The sequence below is a fragment of the Methylobacterium sp. J-070 genome (genome assembly GCF_022829385.1).
GTDB lineage: Bacteria > Pseudomonadota > Alphaproteobacteria > Rhizobiales > Beijerinckiaceae > Methylobacterium.
In genome coordinates this window covers 1-14407 of sequence record NZ_JAKSXX010000124.1, presented here as the reverse complement: position 1 = coordinate 14407, position 14407 = coordinate 1, and the positions used below count along the sequence as shown (strand labels likewise).

Sequence of the window (14407 nt, the reverse complement as noted above, 5' to 3'; positions counted from 1 at the left end):
ATCAGCAGGAGGCGTGGCCGCACTGGCGCACGTCGGCGATGGTCTTGCGCATCGGCTCGACGCCCACGGCGCCGGGGATGACCTCGTCGCCGATGATGAAGGCCGGGGTGCCCGACAGGCCGAGCCGGTCGCCGAGGCCCCGGTTCTCGCTGAGGGCGGTCTTCACCTCGGGGGAGGCCATGTCCTTCTGCAGCTTGGCGGTGTCGACCCCCAGGTCCTTGGCGACCTGGATGGCCCGGGCTCCGTTCACCCGTCCCTTCGTCTCCAGCAGCTTCTGGTGGAACTCGAACAGCTTATCACCCTTGAGCTGCTGGCGCACCGCGACCGCGACCTGGCTGGCCTCCAGCGATTCCGGCCCGAGCACCGGGAAATCCTTGATCACCACGCGCAGCTTGGGATCCGACTTGATCAGCGCCTGGACGTCGCCCAGCGCCTTGCGGCAGTAGCCGCAATTGTAGTCGAAGAACTCGACCATCGTGATGTCGCCGGAGGGATTGCCCGCGACCACGTCGTGCGGGCCGTTGAGGAGCGCATCGCGTGACTCCTTGAGGGCGGCCGCCTGGGCGAGGCGCTGCGTCTCGGTCTGCTGCTTCTCGGCCTCGGCGAGGGCCTCCTGGAGCACCTCGGGATGCTTGATCAGGTAGTCCTTGACGATCGCCTCGATGCCGGCGCGCTGCGCATCCGTGAACGGCGCCGCGGGGGGTTGCGCGGTCTGCGCGAGCGCCGGAGCGGCGGCCAGGCCGAGCACCAGGGCCAGAGCGGGCAGGGAGCGGATGAGCGGCATGGATCCTCGCTTGCGCGGCAAGCCGGCCCGCGCGTGGCGCGAGCGGTAGACGGTGGGTTAGGCGTTTTCGCGGCGTCCGGTCAAATCCCGCGCCTCCCCGGCCGACGGGGCCGGACCGCCGGGCACCGCGCTCGGTTCCAGCATGTGCGGTGCGAAGGGGACCATGCGCCTGACGTCCGGTTGAGGCGCGGGCCGGGAGGGTCTACCCCCGGATCGTCGGCCTGCCGGCCGCGCTCAGGGCAGAGAAGCACCGCATGACCCGGATCTCCCGGCGGGCCGCCGCCGTGCAGCCGTTCCTCGCCATGGATGTCATGGCCGCCGCCGCCGCCAAGGCGCGGGCCGGCACCGACGTCGTGCGGATGGAGGTCGGCCAGCCCTCGGCCCCCGCCCCCGCCCCGGTGATCGCGGCGGCGCAGGCGGCGCTCGCCGCCGGGCGCGTGCCCTACACGGAGGCGCTCGGCCTCCCGGCCCTGCGCGCGCGGATCGCCCGGGACTACGCGGAGCGGCACGGCGTCACAGTCGGCCCGGAGCGGGTGGTGATCACCACCGGCTCCTCGGCCGGCTTCGTCCTGGCCTTCATGAGCCTGTTCGACGCCGGGTCCCGGGTCGCGGTGCCCCAGCCGGGATATCCGGCCTATCGCAGCATCCTGGCGGCCCTCGACCTCGTGCCGGCGCCGATGGTCCTGCGCGCCGAGGACCGCTTCGCACCAACGGCCGCCCTCCTGCGCGAGACCCACGCCCGCACGCCCGTGGCCGGGGCGCTGGTGATGAGCCCCGCCAACCCGTCCGGGACCGTGATCACCGAAGCCGCCCTGGCGGATCTCTGCGCCGCGGCGCGCGCCCTGAACCTGCCGCTGATCTCGGACGAGATCTACCACGGCCTCAGCTACGGCGAGCCCACCGTGACGGCCCTGCGCTTCGACCCCGACGCGGTGGTGATCAACTCGTTCTCGAAGTACCATTGCATGACCGGCTGGCGCGTCGGCTGGATGGTCGTGCCGGAGGTGCTGGTGCGGCCGGTCGAGCGCCTCGCGCAGAACCTCTACATCTCGGCGCCCTACCTCTCGCAGGTCGGCGCCCTGGCAGCCCTCGACGCCGCGGACGACCTCGACGCCGTGCGCGACGGCTACGCGCGCAACCGCGCGATCCTGCTCGACGCGCTGCCGGGCCTCGGCCTCGGGCGCGTCCACCCGGCCGACGGCGCCTTCTACCTCTACGCGGACGTGGCGAACCTCACCGACGACGCCTCCGACTTCTGCCGGCGGATGCTCGACGAGGCGCACGTGGCGGCGACGCCGGGCCTCGACTTCGACCCGGAACAGGGCCACCACCACGTCCGGTTCTCGTTCGCCGGCTCGGAGGCCGAGTGCCGCGAGGCGGTGTCGCGGCTCCGGGCCTGGCTGCGCTGACGCTCAGGCCGCCGCCACCGGCACCAGGGCGTCGACCGCTTCCGGCAGCTGCGCGAAATGCTCGATGACCCGGTCGGGTCCCAGTTCGCCCACCGGGCGGTCGGTATAGCCGAAGGTCACCGCGACCACCGGAATGCCCGCGGCCTTGGCGGTGTCGATGTCGGTCCGGGAATCGCCGACCATCACGGCCCGGGCCGGATCGCCCCCGGCCCGGGCGATGGTGTCGGTGAGATGGCGCGGGTCGGGCTTGTAGTGCGGGAACGTATCGCGCCCGCAGATCGCCGCGAAGCGGTGGCCGATGCCGAGGATCCGCAGCAGGTCCACCGACTGTCCCTCGTACTTGTTGGTGCAGACCGCAAGCCGGAAGCCCGCCGCCTCCAGCGCGTCGAGGGCCTCGACCACCCCCGGGTAGAGGTGCGACGTGTCGGCCAGATGGTCGCCGTAATGCGCGATGAAGGCGTCGAACAGGCGATCGTGATCCTCCGCCGAGAGGGCCCGGCCCTCCGCTTCGAAGCCGCGCCGGATCAGCGCCTTGGCGCCGGCACCGATCAATCCCCGCGCCTGGGACAGCGGCAGCTCGGCCAGTCCCTCGCGCTTCATCAGCACGTTGAGCGTCCCGATGAGGTCGCCCGCGGTCTCCGCGAGGGTCCCGTCCAGGTCGAACACCGCGATCGGCGGGGGTGGCGTCGGTTCGGCGGACATGTCGGGGCGGCTCCTGCTGAGTCCGGTCTCGCTAACGGCGCGCAGGACCGGGAGCAAGCCGCCGGCGCGCGGGCCGCCCGCCCGCCGGGATCGGCCTTCAATCCGGCCCGATAGCGGGAGGCCGCGCCCCAGACTCGCCCGAAAGCGCAGCGAAAGGCTGCGTGCATCTGCCCAGCGTGCACCGGCTCAGCGTGCACCTGCCCAGCGTGCACCTGCCATCGGGATCCACGATGAAACTGTCCCTCGCTCTTCTGGCCGCCTGCGGCGCGCTCAACGCCCTGCCGGCCGCCGCGGCCTCCTACGAGTTCGTGCCCGCGCCGCAGACCGACCTGAACCGGATGTACCGGGTCGACAAGGTGACGGGCGAGGTGACCTCCTGCCAGTACGGGCTCCAGGAATCGGCCGCCAGCATCGGTCAGACGGTCTGCTTCGGCCCCGGGGAGGGCGCGGGGTCCCAGCCCCCGTCGGAATACGGGCTGGTGGCCAGCCGCCACACCCGCGAGTCCGGCGTCTTCCGGGTGAACTACCGCACCGGCGAGATGAGCATCTGCTTCGTGCGGAAGGAACAGGTCGTCTGCACCCAGCAGGGCAAGCCCGGCGCCGACGGCGCGTCCGAGGCGCCGCTCAGCGGGTCGGCCTTCGGCCGAGGCGGAACCGGCGCCACGCCGTCACAGGGCGGACGACCGTGACGCGGCTTTCTCGGCACGGGCGTTCCGGTCGGACCTCTCCCATGCTAGGGGCCGGCCGGACTCAGACGAATGACGGACTGCCCAGGATGCGCGCTCCCTCGATCCACCTCGCCGACCGGGCCCGAGAGCGGTGAGCGGGCCGGACCTGCGCCGAGCCGCGGCCGCCCGCGCCCTGGATCTCGTCGAGCCCGGCATGCGGCTCGGCCTCGGCACCGGCTCGACCGCGGCGGCCTTCGTGGCGCTGCTCGGCGAGCGGGTCCGCGGCGGCCTCGACATCGTCGGCGTCCCGACCTCGGAGGCGACCCGGGCCCAGGCCGAAGGCCTCGGCATCCGGCTCGCCACCCTCGACGCGCAGCCGGAGCTCGACCTCACGATCGACGGGGCCGACGAGGTCGATCCGCAGCTGCGCCTGATCAAGGGCGGCGGCGCGGCGCTCCTGCGCGAGAAGATCGTGGCCTTCGCCAGCCGTCGGATGGTGGTGATCGCGGACGGAGCCAAGCGCGTCGAGACCCTCGGAGCCTTCCCCCTGCCGATCGAGGTGAACCCGTTCGGCCTCACCGCCACGCACCGGGCGGTGGAGGCCGCCGTCGCGCGGACCGGCTGCGCCGGCGCGGTCCGGCTGCGGCTCCGGCCCGACGGCGGCCCCGTGGTCACCGACGGCGGCCATCACATCCTGGACGCGCATCTCGGCCGGATCCCGGATCCGGAATCCCTCGGCGCCGCGCTCTGGGCGGTGCCGGGGGTCGTCGAGCACGGCCTGTTCCTGGGCATCGCCGACGCGGCGATCCTGGCGACCGCGCGCGACGGATCGGCGGACATCACAATCCTCGGCAGCCTGACCTGAGGGGCCGCACGCCCCGCAGACCATCCTCGCAAGAAAGCCCAGCATGTCCCGACGCCTCATCGCCGCGCTCGGCCTCGCCCTGCTCGCGCTCCCCCACGCGGCCTCGGCCCAGGCGAACAGGCCCGCGGCCGCCAAGCCCGCGGCGGTGAAGCCGGCGGCGCAGCCGAGCACGCCGGCCGCCAACGCCCCGGCCGCCGCCTACTCCCAGAGTCATCTGGCGCTCGCCCGCGAGGTGATGCTCAGCTCGGGCATCGCCCGCTCGTTCGACTCGGTGCTGCCGGCCTTCGCGGACCAGATCCGCAAGCAGGCGGTGACCCGGCCGGAGCTCGCCAAGGATCTCGACGAGGTGCTGGCCTCGCTCCAGCCGGAGATGGAGCTGCAGAAGCAGCGCATGATCGATATCGCGGCCCGCACCTACGCGGCCAAGTTCTCGGAGGCGGAACTGAAGGAGATCGCCACCTTCTTCCGCTCGCCCGCCGGAAAGCACTACGTCGAGGCCCAGCCGCAGCTCCTCGACGAGATGGTGCAGGAGATGCAGGACTGGACCCAGGAGGTCTCCGAATACGTGATGGTCCGCGTCCGCGCCGAGATGGGCAAGCGCGGGCACCAGATGCAGTGACGGCCGCCGCCGTCTCGGGCGGTCCGCCGTGATGGCACCCGCGGGCGCGGCCGGCCGCCTCTACGCGGCGGGCGGAATCCTCCTGGCGATCCTGCCGCTCGCGATGGTGCTGGCTAACAGGTCGAGCCCGGCGGTGGTCGGGCTGGCGGCGCTCGCGTTCCTCTCCGGCCGCTGGATCGAGGAGCGCGCCGCGCTCCGGGGGCGCCTCCTCGGGCCCCTCGCGAGCCCCCTGGCGGGGGCCGCCCTGGCGTTCCTCGGATGGGGCGCGATCTCCCTGGCCTGGAGCCCGTTCCCGGCCGCATCGCTGCGGGTCCTCGGCGAGTTCCTGCCGACCCTGGCGGCCGCCTACCTGCTGGCCTGCCTCGCGCCGGACCGGATCCCGGCTTTCGCCCCCCGCCTGGCGGCGGTGGCGATCGGCCTGGCGGGCCTCGTCATCGCGGTGGATCTCGCGTCCGACCTGGCCCTGGAGCGGGCGCTGGGGCGCCGGGTGGCCGCCTTCGTGCACAACCGGCCGGCGCTCACCCTCGATCTGCTGGCGGGCCCGCTGGCGCTGGTCCTGTGGCGGAGGCGCCATCGCGGTCTCGCCGCGGGGGTTCTGGCCTTCGCGGCGCTCGGCGTGCTGCGCGCCATCAGCGGGGCCGCGCAGCTCGGTCTCCTGGCGGGCGCCGCGATGTTCGCCGCGGCCCGGCTGCTGCCGCTGCGGGCCGGGATCGGGCTCGCGGGCCTCGGCCTCGGCCTCGCGGTCGCCCTCGCCCCCGTCGAGGGCGACCTCCTCGCCCGCGCCATGCCGGAGGCCGCGCACGAGCGCCTGGTGCAGTCGTCCTCGCGGGCGCGCGTCGCCATCGCGCGGAGCTTCGGGGCGGTGGTGGCGGCCGATCCCTGGCGGGGGGCCGGCTACGGCACGAGCGCGCGCTTTTCCGAGACGCCGGTGGCGCGGACGGTCCCGCCCGAGATGCGGATCCTCCTCGGGGTCGGGCACCCGCACAACAGCTTCCTGCAGGTCTGGGCCGAACTCGGGCTGCCGGGCGCGATCCTCGCCACCCTCGCGCTGATGCTGATGCTCGCCCGCATCGCCCGGCTGCCGCAGCCGGACCGGGCGGCGGCGCTCGGTCTCGTCGCCTGCGCGGCGGCGATCGCCTGCGTCGAGCACAACGGCTGGGCCGCGTGGTGGACGGCGGGGCTCGGCGCTGCCATCACCTGGATGCGCGCGGCCCCATCGGCCGGCGCGATCGACAGATCCGAGATGGACGGTCCCGCATGAGCGCGTACGACGTCGACCTCTTCGTCATCGGCGGCGGATCGGGGGGCGTCCGGGCGGCGCGGATCGCGGCCGGCTACGGCGCGCGGGTGATGCTCGCCGAGGAATACCGGGTCGGGGGCACCTGCGTGATCCGCGGCTGCGTGCCGAAGAAGCTGATGGTGTATGCCGGCCGCTTCGCCGACGAGTTCGAGGACGCCGCGGGCTTCGGCTGGAGCGTGGAGAAGCCCCGCTTCGACTGGGGCACGCTCAAGCGCCGCCGCGACGCCGAGGTCACCCGGCTCGAAGGCATCTACGACGCCAACCTGATCCGCGCCGGCGTCGAGATCGTTCCGGAGCGCGCCGTGATCGAGGATCCGCAGACGGTCCGCCTGGTCAAAACCGGCCGGACGATCCGGGCCGAGCGGATCCTGGTGGCGGTCGGCGCGCATCCGGTGAAGGAACCGGACGTTCCCGGGATCGAGCTGGCGATCACCTCCAACGAGGTGTTCGAGCTGGAGAGCCTGCCGGAGCGGATCCTGGTGATCGGCGGCGGCTACATCGCGGTGGAGTTCGCCGGCGTGTTCGCGGCGCTCGGCAGCAACACGACCCTGCTGCACCGGGGCGACAGGCTGCTGCGCGGGTTCGACGACGAGGTCCGCGACGCCCTGGCGGAGGCCTACCGTCACCGGATGGACCTGCGCCTCGGGCGGACCCTGCGGCGCATCGAGAGCCGGGACGGGGGCCTGCGCGCGCAACTCGACGACGGCACGGAGATCGACGCCGACCAGATCCTCGTCGCCACGGGACGGCGACCGAATGTCGCCGGCCTCGGGCTCGAACGGGTCGGCATCGAGACCGACGCCGCGGGCGCCATCCCGGTCGACGCCTATTCGCAGACCCGGGTCCCGTCGATCTACGCGGTCGGCGACGTGACCAACCGCGCCAACCTGACCCCGGTAGCGATCCGCGAGGGCCACGCCTTCGCCGACACGGTCTTCGGCGGGAAGCCGGCCTGCGTCGATCACCGCCTGATTCCCACGGCGGTGTTCTCCACCCCCGAGATCGGCGTGGTCGGCCACAGCGAGGCGGGGGCGCGGGAGGCCTACGGCCAGATCGACGTCTACAAGGCGCGCTTCCGCCCCATGAAGGCGACGCTGTCCGGCCGCGAGGAACGGATCTTCATGAAGGTGCTGGTCGACCGCGCCAGCGACCGGGTCGTGGGCGTCCACATCTTCGGACACGACGCCGGCGAGGTCATCCAGGCGGTCGGCATCGCCGTGACGATGGGCGCCACCAAGGCCGATTTCGACCGCACGATCGCGGTCCACCCGACGGCGGCCGAGGAACTCGTGACGATGCGCGTCCCGGAGGTCACCAAGCATCCGGTCGGCGTCGGCTGAGGGCTCCGCGCGGTCCGGGCCTCGACGCGGTGCCCGGCCGAGCCATATCAGGGGCATGGGCAAGCAGGGCGCGGGCAAGGGCAGCGGCGGCGACGACGCACATGCGCGGCGACAGGCGGTCATCGACGGCCTGCTGGCGGACGCGCTGCGTCCGGCCGTTCACCGGCCGCCGAGCCAAGACGCCCTGGCCGCCGATATCCGCCAGGCCATCGACCGACTGCTCGCCAAGGCCGAGTCCCAGCGCAGCCGCTGCCTCACCTACGACGACCTGGAGGAGGCGCTGCCGCCCCGGGACGTCTCCGCGGAGGATCTGGAGGCGATCTTCTGGATCCTCGCCGAGCACGGGATCGAGGTGGAGGACGGCGAGGCCTGACGCCGGGGCGCGTCTGCCCCGGGCTTCCGGCACTCGCAACACGGCGGGAACCTCTCTATAAGCCGCGCTTCGCGCACGGAGCGCGGTCGCACGAAAGGTGCGTGGAGAGAGGTCATGGGCGAGCGTTGGACACCGAAGAGCTGGAGACACCTGCCGATCGAGCAGGTCCCCGCCTATCCGGACGCCGCCGCCCTCAGCGCCGTCGAGACGCAGATCGCGAGCTTTCCGCCGCTGGTTTTTGCCGGTGAGGCGCGCAAGCTGAAGGCCGCGCTCGCGCGCGTCGCCGCCGGCGAAGCCTTCCTGCTTCAGGGCGGCGACTGCGCCGAGAGCTTCGACGAGCACTCCGCCGACAACATCCGCGACTTCTTCCGGGTGTTCCTGCAGATGGCGATGGTGCTGACCTTCGCGGGCGGCTCGCCGGTGGTGAAGGTCGGGCGCATCGCCGGGCAATTCGCCAAGCCGCGCTCCTCGCCGACCGAGACGCTCGACGGCGTCAGCCTGCCGAGCTACCGCGGCGACATCGTCAACGGCATCGGCTTCACCGAGGATGCGCGCATCCCCGACCCGCGCCGTCAGCTCGAGGCCTACCGCCAGTCGGCCGCGACTCTCAACCTGCTGCGCGCCTTCGCCACCGGCGGCTACGCCAACCTGGAGAACGCGCATCGCTGGATGCTGGGCTTCGTGAAGGATTCGCCGCAATCCTCGCGCTACCAGGACGTCGCCGGCCGGATGACCGACGCCCTCGCGTTCATGCGGGCGATCGGCATCAACCCGGAGACCCATCCGGAGGTGCGCACCACCGACTTCTACACCAGCCACGAGGCCCTGCTGCTGGGCTACGAGGAGGCGATGACCCGCGTCGATTCGACCACCGGCGACTGGTACGCGACCTCCGGCCACATGCTGTGGATCGGCGACCGGACCCGGCAGCCGGACCACGCCCATGTGGAATACGCCCGCGGCATCGAGAACCCGATCGGCCTGAAGTGCGGCCCCTCCATGAAGGCCGACGGCCTGATCCGGCTGATCGACCTGCTCAACCCGAAGAACGAGCCGGGACGGCTCAGCCTGATCTGCCGGTTCGGGGCCGAGAAGGTCGGTGAGCACCTGCCCGGCCTGATCCGCGCCGTCGAGCGGGAAGGGCGCAAGGTGGTGTGGATCTGCGATCCGATGCACGGCAACACCGTGGCGGCGGGCCGCTACAAGACCCGGCCGTTCGAGCGGGTGATGCAGGAGATCGAGGGCTTCTTCGGCGTCCACCGGGCAGAGGGCACGATCGCCGGCGGCATCCACCTGGAGATGACCGGCAAGGACGTGACCGAGTGCACCGGCGGCGCCCGGGCGCTGACGGCCGACGACCTGCAGGACCGCTACCACACCTACTGCGATCCGCGCCTCAACGCCGAGCAGGCCCTGGAGGTGGCGTTCCGCACGGCCGAGCTGGTCAAGGCCGAGCGCAGCCACGTCGAGCGCCCGCGCCTCGACGCCGCGGAGTAGGGCAGGGGATCGCGGGGCGGGGCAAGGCGCCGGATCGGTGCCCGGCCCCGCCTTGAACTCGGCTCACGCGTGGGCGGGCTCGGGACGGCCGGACCATCGCCCCCGGAAGCACCGTCCGGTCGTGCCTCACACGCCCCTGCGCACCGCGATCCGCGCCTCGATCGTATCCCAGACCGCCGCCGACAGGTCGGGGCCGCCCAGCCGCTGGATCGCCCGGATGCCGGTGGGGGAAGTCACGTTGATCTCGGTGAGGTGACCGTCGATCACGTCGATCCCCACCAGGATCAGCCCGCGTCGCGCGAGCTCCGGACCGATCGTGGCGCAGATCTCGCGCTCGCGCTCGGTCAGCTCCGAGGCCGAGGCGGCGCCCCCGCGGACCATGTTGGAGCGGATGTCGCCCGCCGCCGGCACGCGGTTGACCGCCCCCATGGCGACGCCGTCCACCAGGATGATGCGCTTGTCGCCCTCGGTGACCCGGTCGAGATAGCGCTGCACCACCCAGGCCTCCCGGAAGGTCGTGGCGAACAGGTCGAACATCGAGCCGAAATTCGGATCCTTCTCGGTGACCTTGAACACCGCCGCGCCGCCGTGCCCGTGCAGCGGCTTCATCGCCACGGTGCCGTGCTCCAGGCGGAAGGCCTCGATCTCCGCCTTGTCGCGGCTGATCAGGGTCGGCGGCATCAGCTCGGGGAAGTCGAGGACGAACAGCTTCTCCGGCGCGTTGCGCACCTCGAAGGGGTTGTTGACGACGAGCGTGTCCGGGTGGATCCGCTCCAGCATGTGGGTGGCCGTGATGTAGGCCATGTCGAAGGGCGGATCCTGACGCATCAGCACCACGTCCGCCTCGGCGAGGTCGATGCGCTCCGGCGGCGATAGGGTGAAGTGCGCGCCCTCCACATCCCGGACGGTGAGCCGCTCGACCCGGGCGGTCACGCGCCGGCCCTGCATCGAGAGCCGGTCCGGCGTGTAGTAGACGAGGGTGTGACCCCGCCGCTGGGCTTCCAGCAGCAGGGCGAAGGTGGTGTCCCCTGCGATCCGGATGTTCTGGATCGGGTCCATCTGAACCGCGACGGTCAGGCTCATCCGAAACGCCCCTCGCCCGCGGCGGGATTCCCGAGCAAATCCGGTCTCAATCGTCCGACAGCGACTTGCTGCCGGTGCGCTTGTCGTAATCGCCGATCGCCGCGCGGCATTCGGGCGACAGGCGCTTGCGGTTGCGCGTCATGCAGCGGTCCGCGTCCTGGCTGTTCGGATCGACGCCGGCGCAGAGCCGGAAATAGTCGTTCGCGCAGCCGAGTTGCAGACCCTGATCGTCGCGTTGGGCGTAGGCCGGGCCGGCGGTGAGCGCAACCAGCGCCAGGGCCGACACAGCCAGCCCGCGGCGGGAGGAGCGCAGGGATCGTTCCGGAACCAGTCGCATTCAGCGGTGTCCTCAAATCTCGGTCGGGCGGAGAACCGACGCGGCGGTCCCCCCTCCACCCGCTTCCGGCATATCGGTCGAGCCGGGCGGTAGGCAAGCGCCGCAGGTCCGCGCCGGTTCCACCGTGAGGCGCGGGGCGGCAACGCTTCGCACCGGTGTGGCGTGCGGGCCGCAGGGGCGGGGATCGCGGCGACCTCGTCGCGGCGAGAAAAAGGCCCCGTCCGCGATCGGACAGGGCCTCAAGTCAAAGGGAGGAAACGCCCGCCATGGGCAAACCCGGCGTCGCAATTCGCGCGCCAACTGCCCGACGGTGGCCATCGGAAGCCGGCCGGACGGAAACAGTCCGTTAACCACCCCGTGATGGATTGCACCCGTAGCCCTTGCCGCCGCCCTTCCCGGGCCCGGGCCGGAAGCTCGGATTCGCCGACAGGAGCCGGAGACCATGACCGTCATCAAGCCGCAGGAGCCGGGCCACGCGCCGCAATCCGAGACGGCGGCCGATCCGCAGCGCGAGTCGGCCGCGGCCGCCTCTAGGTCCGTGATCCCGTTCCCGGGCGCCGAGGCGCGCCGGACGCGCCGGATCCCCTGCGCGAGCGAGCGGCGCGGCGAGATCCTGCTGTTCCTCGGCGTGCGTTACGAGCGCCTCGCTTCCTGAACGCGTCCCGGGCCATGCCCGACCGGCCGCTCCACGACACCGACGGTGTGTCCATGCCAGTCCCGGACCGCCCGCCGCACGGCCGTCGCCGGCACACGGCCCGTCTTCTGCCCACGGGTGCGGCTCTGGCCCTCCTCGCCGCCTGCACGCAGACCGGCGACTTCGGCCGGCCGCGCACCGGCGTCTGGAACGGCCTCATCGACACGACGGGCAGCTTCAGCACCCATGACCGCGGCCGATTGCTGCTCGATTCGGGACTGACCGACGACGAGCAGGCCCTGCGCGACCGCGCGTGGCGATTCGTCCAGCCCGCCAGCACCTTCGCGGCCTTCCAGGACCTCGTCCTCGGTCTCGCGAGCGCCCACGCGATGCCGCCGGCCTGGCGCTTCGACGAGGTCGGAGCCTATTACGCCGCCCTGACCGCCGAACCGTCCCGCTCGCCGGTCTCCCGCTACCGGGCGCTCGGCGACGACGCCACGGCGGATGCCCGGCTGATCCCGATCTTCACCGCGCTCGCCGCCCGGGTGATCGACGCGGATGCCGCGCGCCTGCGCAGCCTGCCCTTCGCCAAGACCCTCGACGATGCCGACGTGCGGCGGGCCGCCCAGCGGGTGGCCGAGAATCGCTGCCTGATCGCCTGGGTGCGGGTCGAGGCCGGCCTGCGGCTCGCGCGCTACCGGTTCGCCCTGGAGCACCTCTTCGCCGAGGCGCCGGCACCGGAGGCCGTCGCGGCCGAGCGGTCCCTGGCGATGCTCGCCGCCCGCCGCAACCTGCTGGACCCGCTCCTGCCGCCGGATGCGGCGGCACGATGCGGCCTCGAGCCCCTGGCGCTGCCGGTCGCCCAGGCCGCCGGGCCGCTCGTCGTGAAGGATTGAGCGGGCGCTACCGCCCGGCGCCCCTGGCACCCGGATCCTTGGCCGCCGGATCCTTGGCCGCCGGATCCTTGCCCGGCGGTTCGTCCGCCGGCGTGTCGGTGGTGCAGGAGACCGCCTGGACGGCGGCGTTGGCGGCGGGCCGCTGGCTCGGCAGGCCGGCGATCACCCGCACCACCACGACGCCGCGCGTGTCCGGCGCGACGATGCGCACGTCGCGGCTCGGGTCGTTCTCGTCGTCCTCGGCCAGCGCCTCGTCGTACTGGGCGCGGGTGAGGATCACGAGGTCGAGGGCGCCGCGCACCGCGGCCTGGTCGGTGACCGCGTAAAAGGCCCCGCGGCGGCCATGCGCGGCGAGCGACAGCGACAGCGGCCCGGTGCGGGCCGAGACGCGCATCGGCCCGTCCGCGAGATCGTAGGCGCAGACGCCGACCGCCACCGCCGGGTCCGGGATCGGCAGCCAGGCCTCGGGCGGGGAGGGGTCGTCGCCGGTCGCCACCGTGTAGATCGGTTGCGGATGATCCAGGCTCTCGCTGGCGCGGGCGCGCGAGACGGCGTCCTTCTCCGACAGGGCCGGGATCGCCAGGACCGCCACGACGTGGACGATGCCGGCCAGCACGAGGCCGACCAGCGTGGCGTAGACGAAGCGCAGGGTCACGCGGCGCATCCCAGGCGGGTGATCGCCGGAATCGTGCTCCGGTCGAGGGATCCGACGCTCGCGGCCACCGGGGTGTCGTAGAGGCGCAGGGCCAGCCGCACCGGCCCGCTCGCCCGGGGGCTCGGCAGCCAGTTCCCGGGCTGAACGTCGGGCGCCAGCACCACCGCGAACCGCCCGTCGGCGCTGCGCAGCACCTCCGTGGAGGTGAAGCCCTCGCGCAGGGCCGGACGGCCCGGCGCGCGCGGACCTCGGCCTGCGACGGTGAGGGTCCAGGCGCGGGCCGGGGGGGTCCCGCCGCCGATCCGGTAGGTGCAGGTGGCGTCGAGCGCCTGACCCGCATCGTCCGATGCCGCGGTCAGCAGGAGGCCTTCGCCCACCGCCAGGGGGATCTCGCCCCGGCGGGCGTTGACCGCTCGGGTGTAGGGGTCGGCGCTTGCGGCGCCGGCCCGGGGCCACGCCGTCCAGGCGCCGACCTGCACGCCGCCGAACGGGTAGCCGCCGCTCGTCGCCCAATCGGCGCTGGCGAGGCCGAGCAGGCCACCGAGCGCCAGGCTATAGGCCACCAGCCCGGCGATCGAACCCTTGCGCCACAGGCGGGCGGCGAGCCGCCCCGTCCCGCTCCGGGCTCCGCGCGGCACGGGCTCGGATCCGCCGGCCGCCATCGGGCGGCCGACCCCCTGGGAAAACGTGAGCTTCATGCGCTCACCGCACCTCGATGAAGCCGCCGACGGACCGCGTGCCCTCGGCGAGCGCGCGCGGCGCCGCGGATGATCCGGCCGCGGCCCGGTCGCCCGGCTTGCGCTCGACCTTGCGCGGCTCGCCCGCCGATCCCGACACCGAACCCGCGCCCGGCGCGCGCTCGACCGTGCGGAACAGGCCGTTCAGGCCGCTGATCACCTCGAAGGAGCGCCGCGAGAGCTTGCCGTAGGCGCTGGCGCCGGGGTCGGTCGGGGCCGTCGGTCCGCCGGAGGCCTGCTGCTGGGCGGCGCGCGGGCTGTCCTTGAGGCCGGGCAGGCCCTTGATCTCGATGCCCTGGTGGGCCGGCTCCATCACGTCGTGCCAGGTCTGGGCCGGCAGCGATCCGCCGGTGAGCTTGTTGGTCGAGGTGTGGTCGTCGTTCCCGAACCACACGGCGCCGACGTAATTGCCGGTGTAGCCCACGAACCACGCGTCCCGGTAGGCGTTCGTGGTCCCGGACTTGCCCGCGACCTTCACGCCTTCGAGCTGGGCCCGTTTGCCGGTCCC

16 protein-coding genes and 1 pseudogene are annotated in these 14407 nt (G+C 73.0%); 10 read left to right on the top strand and 7 right to left on the bottom strand.

The features are described 5' to 3' along the window. Position 1: 1 nt before the first annotated feature. Positions 2-784 carry a DsbA family protein gene (locus MKL01_RS12285; protein ID WP_243905506.1) on the bottom strand — a complete coding sequence of 261 codons (783 nt, stop codon included), beginning with the start codon at positions 782-784 and terminating at the stop codon, positions 2-4. Between the two features lie 254 nt (positions 785-1038). Between MKL01_RS12285 and MKL01_RS12280 the strand changes: the two genes are divergently transcribed. Continuing rightward, positions 1039-2193 carry an aminotransferase class I/II-fold pyridoxal phosphate-dependent enzyme gene (locus tag MKL01_RS12280; protein WP_243905505.1) on the top strand — a complete coding sequence of 385 codons (1155 nt, stop codon included), beginning with the start codon at positions 1039-1041 and terminating at the stop codon, positions 2191-2193. Positions 2194-2196: 3 nt separating this feature from the next. Here the strand turns inward: MKL01_RS12280 and gph are convergent, their stop codons facing one another. After that, positions 2197-2895: a phosphoglycolate phosphatase gene (gene gph / locus MKL01_RS12275; RefSeq protein ID WP_243905504.1), complete on the bottom strand. Its 699-nt coding sequence runs from the start codon at positions 2893-2895 to the stop codon at positions 2197-2199. A gap of 230 nt (positions 2896-3125) precedes the next feature. On the opposite strand from gph, the gene MKL01_RS12270 reads away from it, so the two are divergent. The 7 genes from MKL01_RS12270 (at position 3126) to MKL01_RS12240 (ending at position 9557) form a co-directional block, all read left to right on the top strand. Then, on the top strand, positions 3126-3584 hold the full coding sequence (locus tag MKL01_RS12270; RefSeq protein ID WP_243905503.1) for a hypothetical protein: 459 nt from the start codon (positions 3126-3128) through the stop codon (positions 3582-3584). Positions 3585-3714: 130 nt separating this feature from the next. Further along, positions 3715-4428, top strand: coding sequence for a ribose-5-phosphate isomerase RpiA (gene rpiA, locus MKL01_RS12265; protein ID WP_243905502.1), 714 nt, complete (start codon positions 3715-3717; stop codon positions 4426-4428). Positions 4429-4471: 43 nt separating this feature from the next. After that, on the top strand, positions 4472-5047 hold the full coding sequence (locus tag MKL01_RS12260) for a DUF2059 domain-containing protein (protein ID WP_243905501.1): 576 nt from the start codon (positions 4472-4474) through the stop codon (positions 5045-5047). A gap of 31 nt (positions 5048-5078) precedes the next feature. Further along, the gene (locus MKL01_RS12255; protein WP_243905523.1) at positions 5079-6308 is read left to right on the top strand and encodes an O-antigen ligase family protein; all 1230 of its coding nucleotides are present in this window, start codon (positions 5079-5081) and stop codon (positions 6306-6308) included. Continuing rightward, positions 6305-7687 (top strand): glutathione-disulfide reductase, encoded by a 1383-nt coding sequence (gene gor / locus MKL01_RS12250; protein WP_243905500.1) that lies wholly within the window; start codon positions 6305-6307, stop codon positions 7685-7687. The genes MKL01_RS12255 and gor overlap by 4 nt, the downstream gene beginning before the upstream one ends. Positions 7688-7742: 55 nt before the next feature. After that, positions 7743-8060, top strand: coding sequence for an RNA polymerase sigma factor region1.1 domain-containing protein (locus MKL01_RS12245; protein WP_243905499.1), 318 nt, complete (start codon positions 7743-7745; stop codon positions 8058-8060). Between the two features lie 114 nt (positions 8061-8174). After that, positions 8175-9557: a class II 3-deoxy-7-phosphoheptulonate synthase gene (locus MKL01_RS12240; protein WP_243905498.1), complete on the top strand. Its 1383-nt coding sequence runs from the start codon at positions 8175-8177 to the stop codon at positions 9555-9557. Positions 9558-9683: 126 nt separating this feature from the next. Here MKL01_RS12240 and gshB read toward each other — a convergent pair whose 3' ends face one another. Both gshB and MKL01_RS12230 read right to left on the bottom strand, forming a co-directional pair. Then, a complete protein-coding gene (gene gshB / locus MKL01_RS12235; RefSeq protein WP_243905497.1) occupies positions 9684-10640 on the bottom strand; it encodes a glutathione synthase in 957 nt (318 codons plus the stop codon). 46 nt (positions 10641-10686) lie between these two features. Further along, positions 10687-10977 carry a hypothetical protein gene (locus tag MKL01_RS12230; RefSeq protein ID WP_243905496.1) on the bottom strand — a complete coding sequence of 97 codons (291 nt, stop codon included), beginning with the start codon at positions 10975-10977 and terminating at the stop codon, positions 10687-10689. A gap of 442 nt (positions 10978-11419) precedes the next feature. Between MKL01_RS12230 and MKL01_RS12225 the strand changes: the two genes are divergently transcribed. Then, positions 11420-11632 carry a hypothetical protein gene (locus MKL01_RS12225; protein WP_243905495.1) on the top strand — a complete coding sequence of 71 codons (213 nt, stop codon included), beginning with the start codon at positions 11420-11422 and terminating at the stop codon, positions 11630-11632. A 53-nt stretch (positions 11633-11685) separates the two neighbouring features. Further along, on the top strand, positions 11686-12507 hold the full coding sequence (locus MKL01_RS12220) for a hypothetical protein (RefSeq protein ID WP_243905494.1): 822 nt from the start codon (positions 11686-11688) through the stop codon (positions 12505-12507). A gap of 7 nt (positions 12508-12514) precedes the next feature. On the opposite strand, the gene MKL01_RS12215 is transcribed toward MKL01_RS12220, so the two are convergent. The 3 genes and pseudogenes from MKL01_RS12215 to MKL01_RS12205 form a co-directional block, all read right to left on the bottom strand. Then, positions 12515-13171, bottom strand: coding sequence for a hypothetical protein (locus tag MKL01_RS12215; RefSeq protein ID WP_243905493.1), 657 nt, complete (start codon positions 13169-13171; stop codon positions 12515-12517). Then, complete coding sequence (locus MKL01_RS12210; protein WP_409566246.1) at positions 13159-13824, bottom strand: DUF1214 domain-containing protein; 666 nt, start codon at positions 13822-13824, stop codon at positions 13159-13161. Before MKL01_RS12210 ends, MKL01_RS12215 begins: the two co-directional genes overlap by 13 nt. Before the next feature lie 40 nt (positions 13825-13864). After that, positions 13865-14407: pseudogene (locus MKL01_RS12205) on the bottom strand (penicillin-binding protein); the annotation flags it as partial.

Excerpts from the sequence above, each read along its gene's own strand:
- MKL01_RS12285 (WP_243905506.1), bottom strand. The coding sequence starts at position 784 with ATGCCGCTCATCCGCTCCCTGCCCGCTCTGGCCCTGGTGCTCGGCCTG.
- MKL01_RS12280 (WP_243905505.1), top strand. The coding sequence starts at position 1,039 with ATGACCCGGATCTCCCGGCGGGCCGCCGCCGTGCAGCCGTTCCTCGCC.
- gph (WP_243905504.1), bottom strand. The coding sequence starts at position 2,895 with ATGTCCGCCGAACCGACGCCACCCCCGCCGATCGCGGTGTTCGACCTG.
- MKL01_RS12270 (WP_243905503.1), top strand. The coding sequence starts at position 3,126 with ATGAAACTGTCCCTCGCTCTTCTGGCCGCCTGCGGCGCGCTCAACGCC.
- MKL01_RS12260 (WP_243905501.1), top strand. The coding sequence starts at position 4,472 with ATGTCCCGACGCCTCATCGCCGCGCTCGGCCTCGCCCTGCTCGCGCTC.
- MKL01_RS12255 (WP_243905523.1), top strand. The coding sequence starts at position 5,079 with ATGGCACCCGCGGGCGCGGCCGGCCGCCTCTACGCGGCGGGCGGAATC.
- gor (WP_243905500.1), top strand. The coding sequence starts at position 6,305 with ATGAGCGCGTACGACGTCGACCTCTTCGTCATCGGCGGCGGATCGGGG.
- MKL01_RS12245 (WP_243905499.1), top strand. The coding sequence starts at position 7,743 with ATGGGCAAGCAGGGCGCGGGCAAGGGCAGCGGCGGCGACGACGCACAT.
- MKL01_RS12240 (WP_243905498.1), top strand. The coding sequence starts at position 8,175 with ATGGGCGAGCGTTGGACACCGAAGAGCTGGAGACACCTGCCGATCGAG.
- gshB (WP_243905497.1), bottom strand. The coding sequence starts at position 10,640 with ATGAGCCTGACCGTCGCGGTTCAGATGGACCCGATCCAGAACATCCGG.
- MKL01_RS12230 (WP_243905496.1), bottom strand. The coding sequence starts at position 10,977 with ATGCGACTGGTTCCGGAACGATCCCTGCGCTCCTCCCGCCGCGGGCTG.
- MKL01_RS12225 (WP_243905495.1), top strand. The coding sequence starts at position 11,420 with ATGACCGTCATCAAGCCGCAGGAGCCGGGCCACGCGCCGCAATCCGAG.
- MKL01_RS12220 (WP_243905494.1), top strand. The coding sequence starts at position 11,686 with ATGCCAGTCCCGGACCGCCCGCCGCACGGCCGTCGCCGGCACACGGCC.
- MKL01_RS12215 (WP_243905493.1), bottom strand. The coding sequence starts at position 13,171 with ATGCGCCGCGTGACCCTGCGCTTCGTCTACGCCACGCTGGTCGGCCTC.
- MKL01_RS12210 (WP_409566246.1), bottom strand. The coding sequence starts at position 13,824 with ATGGCGGCCGGCGGATCCGAGCCCGTGCCGCGCGGAGCCCGGAGCGGG.